Annotated in this window: 12 protein-coding genes; 5 read left to right on the top strand and 7 right to left on the bottom strand. The window is 71.0% G+C overall.

The genetic code is table 11. The features are described from left to right. The first annotated feature begins 121 nt into the window (after positions 1 to 121). Positions 122 to 1,456, top strand: coding sequence for an NDP-hexose 2,3-dehydratase family protein (locus ACIBKY_RS45355; protein WP_397107292.1), 1,335 nt, complete (start codon positions 122 to 124; stop codon positions 1,454 to 1,456). Here ACIBKY_RS45355 and ACIBKY_RS45350 read toward each other — a convergent pair. Next, on the bottom strand, positions 1,437 to 2,273 hold the full coding sequence (locus ACIBKY_RS45350) for a TIGR03621 family F420-dependent LLM class oxidoreductase (protein ID WP_397107190.1): 837 nt from the start codon (positions 2,271 to 2,273) through the stop codon (positions 1,437 to 1,439). The genes ACIBKY_RS45355 and ACIBKY_RS45350 overlap by 20 nt on opposite strands. After that, positions 2,270 to 2,902 (bottom strand): 4'-phosphopantetheinyl transferase, encoded by a 633-nt coding sequence (locus tag ACIBKY_RS45345; RefSeq protein ID WP_397107189.1) that lies wholly within the window; start codon positions 2,900 to 2,902, stop codon positions 2,270 to 2,272. The genes ACIBKY_RS45350 and ACIBKY_RS45345 overlap by 4 nt, the downstream gene beginning before the upstream one ends. Before the next feature lie 157 nt (positions 2,903 to 3,059). Between ACIBKY_RS45345 and ACIBKY_RS45340 the strand changes: the two genes are divergently transcribed. After that, complete coding sequence (locus ACIBKY_RS45340) at positions 3,060 to 3,998, top strand: aldo/keto reductase (RefSeq protein WP_397107187.1); 939 nt, start codon at positions 3,060 to 3,062, stop codon at positions 3,996 to 3,998. Here ACIBKY_RS45340 and ACIBKY_RS45335 read toward each other — a convergent pair. The 3 genes from ACIBKY_RS45335 to ACIBKY_RS45325 all read right to left on the bottom strand — a co-directional run bounded on the left by ACIBKY_RS45335 (position 3,974) and on the right by ACIBKY_RS45325 (position 6,740). Beyond that, the gene (locus ACIBKY_RS45335; RefSeq protein WP_397107185.1) at positions 3,974 to 4,645 is read right to left on the bottom strand and encodes a response regulator; all 672 of its coding nucleotides are present in this window, start codon (positions 4,643 to 4,645) and stop codon (positions 3,974 to 3,976) included. The two genes, ACIBKY_RS45340 and ACIBKY_RS45335, sit on opposite strands and share 25 nt — an antisense overlap. Beyond that, entirely contained in the window at positions 4,626 to 5,411 is a 786-nt protein-coding gene (locus ACIBKY_RS45330; protein WP_397107183.1) for a sensor histidine kinase, read from the bottom strand. Before ACIBKY_RS45330 ends, ACIBKY_RS45335 begins: the two co-directional genes overlap by 20 nt. A gap of 387 nt (positions 5,412 to 5,798) precedes the next feature. Continuing rightward, on the bottom strand, positions 5,799 to 6,740 hold the full coding sequence (locus ACIBKY_RS45325; RefSeq protein ID WP_397107181.1) for a UbiA family prenyltransferase: 942 nt from the start codon (positions 6,738 to 6,740) through the stop codon (positions 5,799 to 5,801). A gap of 112 nt (positions 6,741 to 6,852) precedes the next feature. Between ACIBKY_RS45325 and ACIBKY_RS45320 the strand changes: the two genes are divergently transcribed. From ACIBKY_RS45320 to ACIBKY_RS45310, 3 genes are read left to right on the top strand one after another with little or no spacing between them, the layout of a single operon-like run. Then, positions 6,853 to 7,689 (top strand): BTAD domain-containing putative transcriptional regulator, encoded by an 837-nt coding sequence (locus ACIBKY_RS45320; protein ID WP_397107179.1) that lies wholly within the window; start codon positions 6,853 to 6,855, stop codon positions 7,687 to 7,689. A gap of 23 nt (positions 7,690 to 7,712) precedes the next feature. After that, positions 7,713 to 9,446, top strand: coding sequence for a 2-isopropylmalate synthase (locus ACIBKY_RS45315; RefSeq protein WP_397107177.1), 1,734 nt, complete (start codon positions 7,713 to 7,715; stop codon positions 9,444 to 9,446). 15 nt (positions 9,447 to 9,461) lie between these two features. Further along, complete coding sequence (locus tag ACIBKY_RS45310; RefSeq protein WP_397107175.1) at positions 9,462 to 12,179, top strand: AAA family ATPase; 2,718 nt, start codon at positions 9,462 to 9,464, stop codon at positions 12,177 to 12,179. Positions 12,180 to 12,186: 7 nt separating this feature from the next. On the opposite strand, the gene ACIBKY_RS45305 is transcribed toward ACIBKY_RS45310, so the two are convergent. Further along, positions 12,187 to 12,396 carry a DUF5988 family protein gene (locus ACIBKY_RS45305; RefSeq protein ID WP_379611873.1) on the bottom strand — a complete coding sequence of 70 codons (210 nt, stop codon included), beginning with the start codon at positions 12,394 to 12,396 and terminating at the stop codon, positions 12,187 to 12,189. A 12-nt stretch (positions 12,397 to 12,408) separates the two neighbouring features. Further along, positions 12,409 to 13,809: an acyl-CoA carboxylase subunit beta gene (locus tag ACIBKY_RS45300; RefSeq protein WP_397107173.1), complete on the bottom strand. Its 1,401-nt coding sequence runs from the start codon at positions 13,807 to 13,809 to the stop codon at positions 12,409 to 12,411. Positions 13,810 to 13,814 lie beyond the last annotated feature (5 nt).

Here is a 13,814-nt window from a genome sequence, read left to right as displayed (position 1 = left end):
AGCGTATGAATGGCCGGTCCCAGAGATAACCCCTATTTTCCATCACCGAAAAGCAGGGGTTGAGGTGTTATGAGGGCTCATGCGAGCTTCGGCGGTAAAGGCCTGTTGTTAGGAGACCGCCATTCTTGACGTCAGGAGCTGGTTCGAGGAAGTCGCCGAGCACACCGCGATGACGGTGGAGCGGCTTCCTCTGGAAGAGCTGGGCGGATGGAGCCGGTGTGAGAGCACCGGGAACATCAGCCACGACAGCGGCAAGTTCTTCACCATCCAGGGGCTCGACGTGCGCTTTCCCGGCAGCCCCGTGGACGCCTGGACCCAGCCGATCATCAACCAGCCCGAGGTGGGCATCCTCGGCATCCTCGTCAAGCGCGTGAACGGCGTGCCGCACCTGCTGATGCAGGCCAAGAACGAGCCCGGCAACCACGACGGCCCCCAGGTCTCGCCCACCGTGCAGGCCACCAGGAGCAACTACACCCGCGTGCACCAGGGGCGGCCGGTGCCGTACCTGGAACACTTCCGCGAGCCGAGCGGGCGGGTGCTGGCGGACGTGCGCCAGTCGGAGCAGGGCGCCTGGTTCTATCGCAAGCGCAACAGGAACATGGTCGTGGAGACCGCCGAGGACGTCGAGGTGCTCGACGGGTTCCGGTGGCTGCCGCTGGGGCGGGTCCACGAGATGCTGGCCGTGCCCGACCTGGTGAACATGGACGCGCGCACCGTGCTGGCCTGCATGCCGGCGCTGGAGACGCCGCTCCCGGGCGAGGACGGCTTCCGCGCGGCGCTGATCCGCTCCCGCGACCCGCGCCAGAGCGCCGTGCACGGGATCGACGAGGTGCTGAGCTGGCTCAGCGGCATCCGCTCGACCGTCGACATCAGCACGGAGCCCATCCCGCTCAACCGGCTGCGGCAATGGCGCCGCGGCGACGGGCGGATCTCGCACGACAGCGGCCGCTTCTTCGACATCATCGGCGTGCGCGTCGCCTCCACCGGGCGCGAGGTGAGCGGCTGGACGCAGCCGATGATCGAGCCGGTGGGCACCGGCGTCATCGCCTTCCTCGTGCGCCAGATCGGCGGCGTCCTGCACGCGCTGGTCCACGCGCGGGTGGAGCCCGGCTACACCGACGTGGTCGAGCTGGCGCCGACCGTGCAGTGCGTGCCGGAGAACTACGACCACCTGCCACCCGCCGCCCGCCCGCTGTTCCTGGACGAGGTGCTGGGCGCCGCGCCGGGGCGCATCCGCTTCGACACGGTCCTCTCGGAGGAGGGCGGCCGCTTCTACCACGCCAGGAACCGGTACCTGATCGTGGAGACCGGCGAGGACCTGGCCCCCGGCCACCCCGACTTCCGCTGGCTGGCCATGCACCAGGTCGTGGAGCTGTTGCGGCACAGCTACTACCTCAACGTCCAGGCCCGCACGCTGAGCGCCTGCCTCGACAGTCTCAGCGCAGCCGCTCGATGACCTTGCCGAAGTCCTCCATGGCCGCCTCGGTCACGGTGAAGTAGGCGAAGCCGTACCTCTCGCTGTCGCGCAGGACCTGCTCGGCGAGCTGCGCGGGCGTGCCCACGAGCAGCGTCGGGACCTCCATGAGCTGCTCGGCCGTGAGGTCGGGCGCGTAGCGGCGCAGGCTCTCCAGGCCCGCGCGGCGCTCGCGCGTGAGCACGGTGGCCTTGGGCAGCAGGTTCAGCTCGGGCTCGCGACCGCCCGCCTCGGCCCTGACGAAGGCCACGCGCTCGGCGAGCGCGTCCGCGTCCACGAGGGCGGTCCTGCCGTATTCGGCCCGGTACGGCGCGCCGGTGAAGCTGACCGTCCGGGCGCGCTGGGCGGCCAGGCGCAGGATGCGGTCGCCGTGCCCCCCGATCATCAAGGGCGGCGCCGACTCCCCCAGCGCCGCGTCGAGCTCCTTGACCAGGCTCTCCAGCCGGTCGGCGCGCGAGGACGCGGTGCCGAACGGGATGCCCGCCTTCTCGAACTCGGCCTTCACGTAGCCGGTGCCGAGGCCGAGCTCCAGCCGGTCGCCGAGGAGCTGGGCGGTGGTGGCCACGTCCCTGGCGAGCAGCGCGGGCAGGTAGAAGCTGGAGTTGAGCACGTACGTGCCGATCCTCGGGCGCGTGGTGGCCTCGGCGGCCAGCACGGCGCAGGGAAAGGGCGCCAGCAGGTTCAGGTGGTCGGGGACGGCGACGACGTCGTAGCCCAGTGCCTCGGCCCGCCGGCACTTGTCCATCCACTCGGTCCTGGAGCAGCCTTCGGTGATGAGCACCACGCCGAATCTGATCATGTCATCCCGATCCTCGCGATCGCGGTGACGATCAGGCCGTTGCGGATCAGCCACCGCCCCTGCCACCGCAGGCCTTCCGCCATGATGTGGGCCGAGAACGTGCCGCCGAACGGGTCCACGTCGATCTCGGCGTCGTAGAAGCCCAGCCACCGGTTCGTCATCGGGAACCAGGCCTTGTAGACGGACTCCTTGGCGCTGAACAGCAGCCGGTCCCAGCAGGGCCCGGGGCTGGCGGCCGCCAGCCGGCGCAGCATGTCACGCTCGTGCGGCAGCGACACCGCCTCGATCACGTCGTCGCCCACCGGGGCGTCGGGCTCGGCGTCGATGCCGAGCATGGCGGGCTTCCTGGTGAGCGCGGCGGCGCGGTAGCCGGTGCAGTGGGTGATGCTCCCGGCGATGCCGGGCGGCCAGGTCGGCTCGCCCCGCGGGCCGCGCAGCACGGCCACCGGTGCCATCCCCAGCTTCCCCATGGCCCGGCGGACGCAGTAGCGCGCGGTCGCGAACTCCCTGCGGCGCTTCTCCACCGCCCGCCCGATCAGCGCCTCCTCCTCGGGGAAGAGCACGGTGCCGGGAGGATCGTCGAAGGTCTCGAAGGCCTCGACCTCCGGGGGGAGGATGTCCTCGATCACCCAGCCAACTTACCCACACGAGGCAATTCGCCAATAGGGCGGTAAAGATGATTCCGGGGCCGGTCCGCGAAATTAGGGGTGCGTCCTATAGGGGCGACGGAGTGCGAGTTAACCCGGAATTTGACCGCTTTTTGAGCGGTATTCGCTATCAAGGAGGATGCGCTATACGCGGTTGGGGCGGGCGGGACCGGCCGTGTCCCGGATGGGGCTCGGCTCCCTGGCCCTGGCCGGCGCCTACGGTCACGCCGATCAGCACGAGGCGGCCGGCCTGATCCGCCGCGCGCTCGACGCCGGAGTGACCCTCGTCGACACCGCCGACTTCTACGCCGCCGGCCAGGTCGAACGCGTGGTCGGCCGGGCCGTGGCCGGACGCGCGCACGAGGTCGTCGTCTGCACCAGGGGCGGCGCCCGCGTCCTCGGCAGGACGATCGACTTCGACGGCAGGCCCGAGTACCTGGAGCGCGCCTGCGAGTCGTCGCTGAAGCGCCTGGACGTCGAGAGCGTCGGCGTCTACTTCCTGCACTGCCAGGACCCCCGCGTGCCGATCGAGGAGAGCATGGGCGCGCTGGCCGCGCTCGTGGCCGCGGGGAAGATCCGCCACATCGGCCTGTCGGGCGCCACGGCCGCGCAGCTGCGCCGGGCGCACGCCGTACATCCCGTGACGGCGCTGGCGGTGGAGTTCTCCCTGTGGGTACGGCGGGCCAACGCCGCCCTCCTGGCCGAGGCGGAACGGCTGGGCGTGGGCGTGCTGGCCGCCCGCCCGCTGGGCCGGGGCTTCCTCACCGGCCGGATCAGCTCCGCCGCCGTACTCGGGCCCCACGACTGGCGCCACGGCGACACCCGCTTCCTGCCCGAGCGCGACGTGCCCGCGCTGCGCCGCCTGGAGGCGGCCGCGGCCGAGCTCGACCTGGGCGCGGGACGGCTGGCGCTGGGCTGGCTGCTGGCCCAGGACGAGCGGGTGGTGCCGGTGCCCAGCACCCGCGACCAGGTGCACCTGGAGATGAACCTCGCCGCCACCACGGTGGCGCTGGGCCGCGAGACCCGCGACGAGCTGACCGGGATCTTCCCCGACTACTCGCCCTCGCTCCTGCTCTGAGGCGCGAGCAGGGAGGCCGCCACCGCCTTGTTGACGGCGTCGATCCGCGAGACGGCGTTGAGCTTGACGAAGATGTTGCGCATGTGCCGCTTCACGGTCGCCTCGGCCAGGCCGAGCCGCCGGGCGATCTGGGCGTTGCTGAGCGCCTGGGCGGCCAGTTGCAGGACCTCCAGCTCCTTCTCGCTCAGCCCGCCCGAGGGCGGCGCCGACTCCACGTGCGCCAGGCTGTGCCGGGAGACCGCGAGCACCACCCTGGACGGGTCCTCGTGCACGCTCTTGACCGCGGCGATCAGCTCGTGCCTGTGCACGCTCTTGAGGAGGTAGCCGCGGATGCCGGCGGCCAGCAGCCGGGTGAGCAGCTGCGGCCCGTCGTACATGCTGAGGATGATGATCTGGGTCTCGGGCGAGATCCTGCGTACCTTGCCGACGGTCTCGGTGACCTCGTCGCCGGGGATCTCGACGTCGAGCAGGAGTACGTCCGGTTTCGTGGCGCCGGCCATGGCGACGGCGCCGGCCGAGTCGCCGGCCTCGCCGACGATGCCGATGTCGCCGCCGGCCTCCAGGATCTCGCGCAGCCCCTCCCTGAAGAGGGCGTGGTCGTCCACGATGCCGACGGAGATCAGCGCGTTACCCGGGGTCGTGGTCATCGTGCCGCTTCTTCAGTGGGATGAACACCTCCACGAGGCAACCGCTGCCGGGGGCACTGGAGATCGTGACCCGCCCGCCGAGCAGTTCGGTGCGCTCGCGCATGGAACTCAGCCCGACGCCGCCCCTGCCGCGCACCACGGCGGGGTCGAAGCCCCTGCCGTTGTCCTGCACGGTGGCGACGAGCTCGTGAGGGGCGATGTCCACGCGCATGAGGATCATCGTGGGCGCCGCGTGGTTGATGGCGTTGCGCGCGGCCTCCCTGACGACCAGGAAGGCCTCGTCGAGAACCCGGGCCTCGGCCCAGCCCTCGTCGCCGTTGACGTGGAGCCCGACGGAGACCGTGTCGTCCTCGACCGACTCCAGGAAGCCGAGCAGCGCCTTCTCCAGGCTCTTCAGCGGCACCTGGGGGTGGAGCTCCGAGGTCATCTGGCGCAGGTTCTCCATCGTCTCCTGGATGGCCTGCTGGGCGACGCCCATCTTGGTGGAGGCGCGGGCGGCGTTGGTGACCCGGTAGACCTCGGCCAGCGCGAGCTGCTGGTGCGCGACGCTGATGCCGTGGCCGATGCGGTCGTGTAACTCCCTGGCGATCCGCCTGCGCTCGTCCTCCTGCGCCTCGTGGACCTGGTTGAGCAGGAAGCCGTGGTAGCTCTCCGACGCCTCGCGGATGCGCAGGGACAGGCTCTCCTCCATGCCGGTTGCCACCAGCGTGAATGCCTCGGCCGGCGATTCCGATTCCGCGGCCACCTGAAGGGCGAGTCGTGTCATCGCGACACGAAAGAAAAGTGAGCCTGCCTCAAGAGAAGCTTTCGGGTGTACGCCGGTGGCGGCACGGCGGCTGCCCACTTCCCACGCGTGGAATTTATACAGGTTGTTAATCTGCACCTTTCCGGCACGGAGAGTAGCCGCCACATCGTCCAGGACGTAACGCGCGGTCATTAGGGCCTGTCGCTTGGCCTGCGGATCCGTGTACAGAACGTTGCCGGCGGCGAGGAGGGCGGCCTCGAATTCGACGAGGATTTCTTCCCGACATGCGTCCACGATTCGCGCCGGGTCGCCCCCAACCCCGTATGCCGCATCCAAGGATGTCCCTTCCGCCCATGGGACCGAGCACTCAACTATCTCGCAGCCTGGCCATCCTGGCAACATATAACGTCAAATGCCGGATATCAGCGCGGTAATGTGAACCAGGTGTTGTGTGGCCATGAACGCGCGGTACGGCCGGCGTTGTTCGCGCCGGCTTCCCCCGCCCAAGCGCGCCCGCTCCCCGCCTAAGCACGCCCGTCCCCCGCCCAAGCGCGCCCGCTCCCCGCCTAAGCGCACCCGCCCCGCGCCGGCCACGACCACCGCGACCGCCCCTGCCGCCATCGCCACGACCACCCAGACCAGCGCCACCCCCAGCAGCACGACCACCGCGGACAACGCCACGACCAGCACGCACGCCGCCACCGACATGAACCACCTGCAGGCCCGCTCACCCCTGGTCACCACGATCGTGCGCCGCCCCGCCGCGGCATCCCCCTCGCAGTCGGACAGATCCTTGGCCGGCACGCCGACGAGCGTCATCCAGTAGATGGAGGCGGCGGCGAACACCAGCAGCCCGATAGGGGTGCCGGTGGCCTGCCCCCCTGTGGCGAGCGTGAAGCCCCCCAGGTACGACAGCAGCCCGGACAGCACCAGCACCGCCACGGTGCCGCCGGAACTGCCCTTGAGCGGCACCGGCGGGCCGGAGTAGAGGTAGCCCAGCACCAGGTTGGCCCCCACGATCAGCGTCATCGGGCCCGGCAGGTCGAGCGTGGCCGCCAGCGAAAGCACCGCCGCGACACCCGCCACGAACAGCGCCGACCCCGGATCCAGCGCCCCTCGGGCGATAGGCCTGGCCGATCCGTTGACGCGGTCTCCCGCCACGTCGGTGACCCCGTTGAACAGGTAGATGGCGAAGATCGACAGGACCCACGCCGCGACGCCCTGCAGCACCTTGATCGGCTCCGGAGCCACCGCCGTGACCGGAAGGGCCAGCACCACGCCGGTGAGGAAGCGCATCGCGGACACGGTGAGGACGGCGGGCCTGGCCTCGGCCACGCACATCGCGAGCATCGAAGGGATCGAACCTGTCGCGTTCCTTGACGCGGTTACTCCAGCCATGGCCGGATTCTTGCCCCCGGCACCGGCGAAGATAAGGGGGGTGATACGAAAGTTGTAGTCCCGGATGATTCCTCGGATACCCGGGCTACAACCTCCCGGGAATCCATCTTGCCCGGCCCGCGAAACCCCGGCTAGCTTCGCCTCAAGTCGACCCAACGCGACCATAGGGAATGTCATGCTGGATTTCAAGCTGCTCGGGCCTGTAGAGGTGCGCGACGAATACGCTGGAATACTGGCACTGCGTGGCCCGAAGATTCGCCAGGCGATTTCCCTGTTGGCGCTCAATGCCGGCCGTACGGTCGGGTTCGATCAATTCATCGATGAATTGTGGCCGGCCAGGACGCCGAAAGACGCGTTGAAGACCCTGCAGACCCACATCTATTACCTGCGCAGAATGCTCGGGCCCGCCGCGGGGCCTTTGGTCGTGACCAAGCCCGCCGGCTACGTGCTGCACGCCGACGCGGACCGCGTCGACGCCCTCGTCTTCCCCCGCCTGGTGGCGCGGGCCGGGGAGCAGGCCCGCGAGGGCAGGACCGCCGCCGCCGAACGGCTGCTGGAGCGGGCGCTCGGCCTTTGGAGCGGCTACACCGCCCTGGCCGACGTGCCGCTCGGCCTCGTTCTCGGCCCGCCCGCGACCGCGCTCGACCAGCAGCGGCTGCGCGCCCAGGAGACCTCCATCGACCTGCGGATCAAGCTCGGCAGGCACACGGAGCTGATCGAGGAAGTGCGCGCGCTGGTCGCCGCGCATCCACTGAACGAGACCTTCCACTCCCAGCTCATCACCGCGCTCACGCGCGCCGGCCGGCGCACCGACGCCCGGCGGGCCTACGAGGGGCTGCGCATTCTCCTGGACGCCGAGCTGGGTGTGAAGCCCACGTTCGAGCTCCCCGCTCTGCATTGAAAAGGCCTGCGAAAGGAAAACCGATGAAGGGTGTCGAGCGTTACGCCGGATTCACGCCCATCGACCTGGTCGACCGCACATGGCCCGGCAATCGAATTCGCACCGCGCCGCGCTGGCTGTCGACGGATCTGCGCGACGGCAACCAGTCCCTCGCCAATCCGATGACCCCCGAGCGCAAGCTCATGATGTTCGAGCTTCTGGTGGATATGGGATTCACGGAGATCGAGGTCGGTTTTCCCGTGGCCAGCCGGAGCGACCACGACTTCGTGCGCATGCTCATCGAGCAGGACCGCATTCCCGACGACGTCCGCATCACCGTGCTCACCCAGGCGCGCGAGGAGCTCATCGAGCAGACGATCGACTGCCTCAAGGGCGCGGACCGCGCGATGATCCACATCTACAACGCCACCTCACCGGTCTTCCGCGAGGTCGTCTTCGGCATGGACCGCGACGGCTGCAGGGAGATGGCCGTGCGGGCCACCCGCGTGATGATGGACGGCGCCGAGCGCCGGCTGCGCGGCACCGACGTGGCCTTCCAGTACTCCCCCGAGCTGTTCAACGAGACCGAGCTGGACTTCTCCCTGGAGGTCTGCGAGGCGGTCATGGACGTCTGGCAGCCCGGCGAGGGACGCGGGATCATCCTGAACTTCCCGACCACGGTCGAGCGTTCGCTGCCCAACGTCTTCGCCGACCAGATCGAGTGGCTCGGCCGCAACCTGTCCAGGCGCGAGCACGTGTGCCTGTCCGTCCACCCGCACAACGACCGCGGCACCGGCGTGGCCTCGGCGGAACTCGCCCTGCTCGCGGGGGCCGAGCGGGTCGAGGGCTGCCTGTTCGGCAACGGCGAGCGGGCCGGCAACGTCTGCCTCGTGACCCTCGGCATGAACATGTACTCCCACGGCGTCGACCCGGGGCTCGACTTCTCCGACATCAGCGCGATCCGGCGCACCGTCGAGATCTGCAACGAGGTTCCCGTCCACCCGCGCCACCCCTACGGCGGCGACCTCGTCTACACCGCCTTCTCCGGCTCGCACCAGGACGCCATCAAGAAGGGCTTCGACGAGCTGGAACGGCAGGCGCTCGCGCGAGACCTGCCCGCCGGTGAACTGCCGTGGCGGGTGCCGTACCTGCCGGTGGATCCCAAGGACGTGGGGCGCACCTACGAGGCGGTCGTGCGCGTGAACAGTCAGTCGGGCAAGGGCGGCGTCGCCTACGTGATGAGCGCGTGGCACGGCATGAACCTGCCGCGCGGCCTTCAGAGCGACCTGGCCGCGAAGGTGCAGGCGCACGCGGACGCGATGGGCGGCGAGCTGTCGCCGAGCCTGATCGGCACGTTGTTCGTCCAGGAGTACCTGTACCACGGGGACGCCTCCGAGGCGGCCGGCTGGCACACGCCCATCACCGCCTCGCTGTACGTGGACGGGGCCTTCGACCACTGCGGCCCGCGGGCCGACACCTTCCGTACGCTCGGCGCGCTCCTCGGTCCCTGGGGCATCCAGGTGCGCGTCGTCCACCGTACGGGCCGGTCCCTCGACCACGAGGAGCTTGATCCCCACCAGCGGCTGCTCGGCGGCTGCTCGCGAGAAGAGACCGTGATCTACGCGGAGTGCGCGCTCGGCGACGAGGTGGCCTGGGGCGTCGGCATCGACGCCGACATCGCCACCGCCGCCTTCCTGGCCGTGCGGGCCGCCGGGACGCGCCTGGTCCGCGATACCCACACCAGCCGTGCCGTGAGCGTCGCCGCGGTGGGGCACTAGGAACGGGGAGAAGCGATGTCACTGGCCACTCTGCGCGCGCTGCTGGACGAAACGGTGTCCGGCAAAGGCCGCATCGCGATGGTCACCGGAGCCATCGCCACCGGCAAGAGCAAGCTCCTGTACGGCTTCGCCGAAGGCGTCTTCGAGCAGGGCGCGCTACCGCTGACCGCGACCGGCTCCCGCGCCGAGTCCGAGGTCCCGCTGGGCGTTCTCTCCCAGCTCATCCACAGTGCCCCGCTGACCGAGGAGCAGCAGGAGACCACGCTCGGCCTGATGCGCGAGGACGCCCGCGCGAAGCTCGGCATGGACCCGCGCTCGGAGGCCATCGAGCACATGGACGTCCAGGTCGTGGACGCGCTGGCCAGGGTTCTGCTGGACCTGTCCGAGCGCTGCCCACTGGTGATCATGGTGGACGACGTCCACTACGCCGACCGGGGCTCCCAGCTGTGCCTGTCCTATCTGGCGCGCCGGGTCAGGTTCGCCAAGATCATGCTGGTCTTCAGCGCCGCCGACCACAGCCCGCACCTGCAGAGCCTCTTCCACACGGAGATCCTGCGACAGCCCCACTGCCGCCCGGTGCGCCTGTCGCACCTGTCGGCGGAGGGCGTGACGGAGCGGGTGGCCGAACGCGCCGGCGCCGAGGCGGCCGAGCGGCACGCGGCCACCTGCCACGAGCTCAGCGGCGGCAACCGGCTGCTGGCCGACGCGCTGCTTGAGGACCTCCAGGACGCCGGCGCCCCCGCCACCCGCTACGGCGACGCCGTCCTGACCTGCCTGCACCGGGCCGACCTGCGCATGCTGGTGACGGCCAGGGGCCTGGCGGTGCTGGGTGAGCCGGAGCGCCTGGGCAGGTTGCTCGGCGAGAGCGAGCCGGCCACCGCCAAGGCGCTGATGGCCCTGGACGGCGTCGGCCTGCTCGACGAGGGCCGCTTCCGCCACGAGACGGCCAGGTCGGCCGTGCTGGGCGAACTCGACCCCGCCGAGCGCGTCGGCCTGCACCGCCAGGCGGCCGAGCTCACCTACGACGAGGGCGCGCCGGTGGCCGTCGTGGCCCAGCACCTGCTGAAGGCGGGGCACGCCGAGGAGCCGTGGGCGCTGTCGGTACTGGAGGAGGCGGCCTCGCACGCGCTGCGCGACGACGGCGTGGAGATCGCGATCGAGTACCTGAAGCTCGCCTCGCGCGCCTGCGACGACCAGCGGCGGCGGGCCAGGATCGCGACCATGCTGGTGCGCGCCAAATGGCGCATCGACCCCGGTACGCCGACCGGCCAGCTGGCCGAGCTCACCGACGCCCTGCACAAGGGCAACCTGGGCGGCTCCGACGCGGTGGTGCTGGCCAAGGCGCTGCTGTGGCACGGCCACGCCGGCGACGCCAAGGAGGTGCTCGGTCACCTCGCCGAGTCCGACCGGCTCGACCAGGAGGCGGTGGCGGAGGTGGCCGCGGCCCGGCCGTGGTTCCGTGGCACCTACCCCTCGTTCCTGCGGCATCTGCCCGGCCTGACCCGCGAGCAGGCGGGCAGCGCCGCCTCGTCGCTGCGGGTGGGACGCCGGATGGAGTCGGCGGAGGCGCTGGCCGGAGTGCTGGCCGAGGGCCCGAAGGAGGAGACGATCGCCACGGCCGAGCAGATCCTGCGCGGCTCGCACCTGGACGAGATGTCCATGGACACGGTCGAGAGCGCGCTGCTGACGCTCACCTACACCGACCGCTCAGGCAAGGCCGCGCCCTGGTGCGACGCCTTCATCGAGGAGGCGGCGGCCCGCCGCGCCCCGAGCAGGCAGGCCCGGCTGTCGGCCATCCGCGCCGAGATCGCGCTGCGCAGGGGCGACCTGGCCGCGGCCGCCGAGGACGCCACCCGGGCGCTGGAGATCATCCCGGCCGGTAGCTGGGGCGTGGCGGTCGGCAGCCCGCTCGGGACCCTGCTGCTGGCCGGCTCCGCCATGGGCCGCCTGGACGAGTGCCTGTCGCGCTTCGACGAGCCCGTCCCCGACGCGATGCTGGAGACGCGCTACGGCCTGCAGTACCTCTACGGCAGGGGCCGCTTCAACCTCGCGGCCGACCAGCCCAGGCAGGCGCTGCGCGACTTCATGCACTGCGGCGAGCTGATCCGCAAGTGGGAGATGGACGTGCCCGGGTTCCTGCCCTGGCGGGTGGACGCGGCCGAGGCGCTGATCCAGCTCGGCCAGAACGAGGAGGCCCGCCGGCTCATCGACGACCAGCTCACCCGCTGCCGCGGCCGGTCCAACCGGGTCCACGGCATCGCGCTGCGGGTGCTGGCCTCGGTGAGCGAGCCGCGTACCCGGCCGATGCTGCTGCGCCAGTCGAGCGACCTGCTGCAGTCGTGCGGCGACCGGTACGAGCTGGCCAGAGCGCTGTTCGATCTCACCGAGGCCTACCACGCCAAGGGCGAGGCGCGCCGGGCCGGGATGCTCGGGCGGCGGGCCCGCGTCCTGGCCGAAGCCTGCCACGCCGCGCCGCTGAGCCGGGCCCTGTCGCGCGGGCGCAGGACCGACCCGGCGCCCGAGCCCGAGCACCACGGCGAGAGCCCGGTGCTCAGCGACGCCGAGCTGCGGGTGGCGACGCTGGCCGCGGAGGGTTTCACCAACCGCGAGATCTCCGGGAAGCTGTTCATCACGGTCAGCACCGTGGAGCAGCACCTCACGAGGATCTTCCGCAAGCTCAGCGTCACCCGCCGCACCGATCTGCCGACGAGCCTGGCCCGTGAGCACACCTGACCGGGTCTCACTCCGCGATGGCGGTGTGCATGACCCAGCGCAGGACCGGCAGGTCCTCTCCGTCGACGGAGGTGTTCTCGCCCTGGTGCCGGAAGTGCTCGTACCCGGCGCCCAGCGGCAGCTTGAACGTCTCCTCGACGGCGACGACCCGCTGGATGCGGCGGTCGGCGGGCAGGTGCGGCGGGCCGCCGAGCAGGATGACCTTGAACTGGGACATGACTGCCTCCTTTCAGAGGGGGATGTTGGAATGGCGCCCTCTCGACGGCGGTGCCTCGGCGAGAGCCTCGGCCAGCCGCAGCCGGGTGGTCTCGGGAGCGATGACCTCGTCCACGGCGCCCATCGCCAGCGCCCGCCGTACGCCGCCGGACACCCGCTGGTGCTCCTCGGTCAGGCGGGCCAGCAGCTCCGGTCGCGCCTCCTCCGGCGCGGCGGCCAGGACCTTGCGGTGCAGGATGCCGACCGCGGCCTCGGCGCCCATGACGGCCACCTCGGACCCCGGCCAGGCGAAGACCCGCGTGGCGCCGAGCGATCGGGAGTTCATGGCGATGTAGGCGCCGCCGTAGGACTTGCGGGTGATGAGCGTGATGCGGGGGACGACGGACTCGGCGAAGGCGTGCAGGAGCTTGGCGCCCCGCCGTACGACCCCGCCCCATTCCTGGTCCACGCCCGGCAGGTAGCCGGGCACGTCCACCAGGACGAGCAGCGGGACGCCGAGCGCGTCGCACATGCGCACGAAGCGGGAGGCCTTCTCGGCCGACAGGGAGTCGAGACAGCCGCCCTTGCGCAGCGGGTTGTTGGCCAGCACGCCGACCGTGCGCCCACCGAGGCGGCCGAGGCCCGTGCACATGTTGCCCGCCCACTTGGGCTGCAGTTCCTCGAAGCCGTCGTCCACGATGGCGCGGACGAGCTTGCGGGCGTCGTACGCGCGGCGCGGCGAGTCGGGCAGCAGGGAGCCGAGGTCCCTGGGCTCGCTCAGCTCGGTGAAGTCGAAACCGCCGTGCCGGGTGAAGAACCCGGCCAGGCGGCGGGTCCTGCGGTAGGCCTCCTCCTCGTCGGCGACGGTGATGTGGGCGACGCCCGACTTGGGCCCGTGGGCGGCGGGGCCGCCGAGACCGGCCATGTCGATCTGCTCGCCGGTGACGGTCTTGACGATGTCGGGGCCGGTCACGAACAGGCGGGCGTCCTCCGTCATGACGATCACGTCGGTCAGCGCCGGGCCGTACGCGGCGGCGCCGGCGGCCGGGCCGAGCACGACGGAGATCTGCGGCACCACCCCGGAGGCCCTGGTCATGGCGGCGAACATGCGGCCGACGCCGTCCATCGACTCCACCCCGTCGGCCAGCCGGGCGCCCCCCGAGTGCCACAGGCCGATCACAGGGGACCCCTGGAGCACCGCGACGTCGATCGCCTCGACGATGTGCCGGGCTCCGGCCGCGCCGAGCGCGCCGCCCTTGAGGGTGGCGTCGGTGCAGAAGGCCACCACGGGCGCCCCGTCCACCAGGCCGCGAACGGCTATGACGCCGCTGCCGTCCTCCTCGTGAAGCGGCACGGCGGTGTCGGGGTCGAGCAGGCGGGAAAGGCGGACCGACGGCGCCCTCGTATCAGTGATTCGTTCTGACAGAACTGTCATCGCTG

Origin of the sequence: Nonomuraea sp. NPDC050394, from assembly GCF_044459065.1 — a bacterium.
Classification (GTDB): Bacteria; Actinomycetota; Actinomycetes; order Streptosporangiales; family Streptosporangiaceae; genus Nonomuraea.
Note: the sequence above shows the minus strand (reverse complement) of the source record. Positions and strands in the feature narration are given on the sequence as shown.

Excerpts from the sequence above, each read along its gene's own strand:
- ACIBKY_RS45320 (WP_397107179.1), top strand. The coding sequence starts at position 6,853 with ATGATTCCTCGGATACCCGGGCTACAACCTCCCGGGAATCCATCTTGC.
- ACIBKY_RS45350 (WP_397107190.1), bottom strand. The coding sequence starts at position 2,273 with ATGATCAGATTCGGCGTGGTGCTCATCACCGAAGGCTGCTCCAGGACC.
- ACIBKY_RS45315 (WP_397107177.1), top strand. The coding sequence starts at position 7,713 with ATGAAGGGTGTCGAGCGTTACGCCGGATTCACGCCCATCGACCTGGTC.
- ACIBKY_RS45330 (WP_397107183.1), bottom strand. The coding sequence starts at position 5,411 with ATGACACGACTCGCCCTTCAGGTGGCCGCGGAATCGGAATCGCCGGCC.
- ACIBKY_RS45305 (WP_379611873.1), bottom strand. The coding sequence starts at position 12,396 with ATGTCCCAGTTCAAGGTCATCCTGCTCGGCGGCCCGCCGCACCTGCCC.
- ACIBKY_RS45335 (WP_397107185.1), bottom strand. The coding sequence starts at position 4,645 with ATGACCACGACCCCGGGTAACGCGCTGATCTCCGTCGGCATCGTGGAC.
- ACIBKY_RS45325 (WP_397107181.1), bottom strand. The coding sequence starts at position 6,740 with ATGCTCGCGATGTGCGTGGCCGAGGCCAGGCCCGCCGTCCTCACCGTG.
- ACIBKY_RS45300 (WP_397107173.1), bottom strand. The coding sequence starts at position 13,809 with ATGACAGTTCTGTCAGAACGAATCACTGATACGAGGGCGCCGTCGGTC.
- ACIBKY_RS45340 (WP_397107187.1), top strand. The coding sequence starts at position 3,060 with ATGCGCTATACGCGGTTGGGGCGGGCGGGACCGGCCGTGTCCCGGATG.
- ACIBKY_RS45310 (WP_397107175.1), top strand. The coding sequence starts at position 9,462 with ATGTCACTGGCCACTCTGCGCGCGCTGCTGGACGAAACGGTGTCCGGC.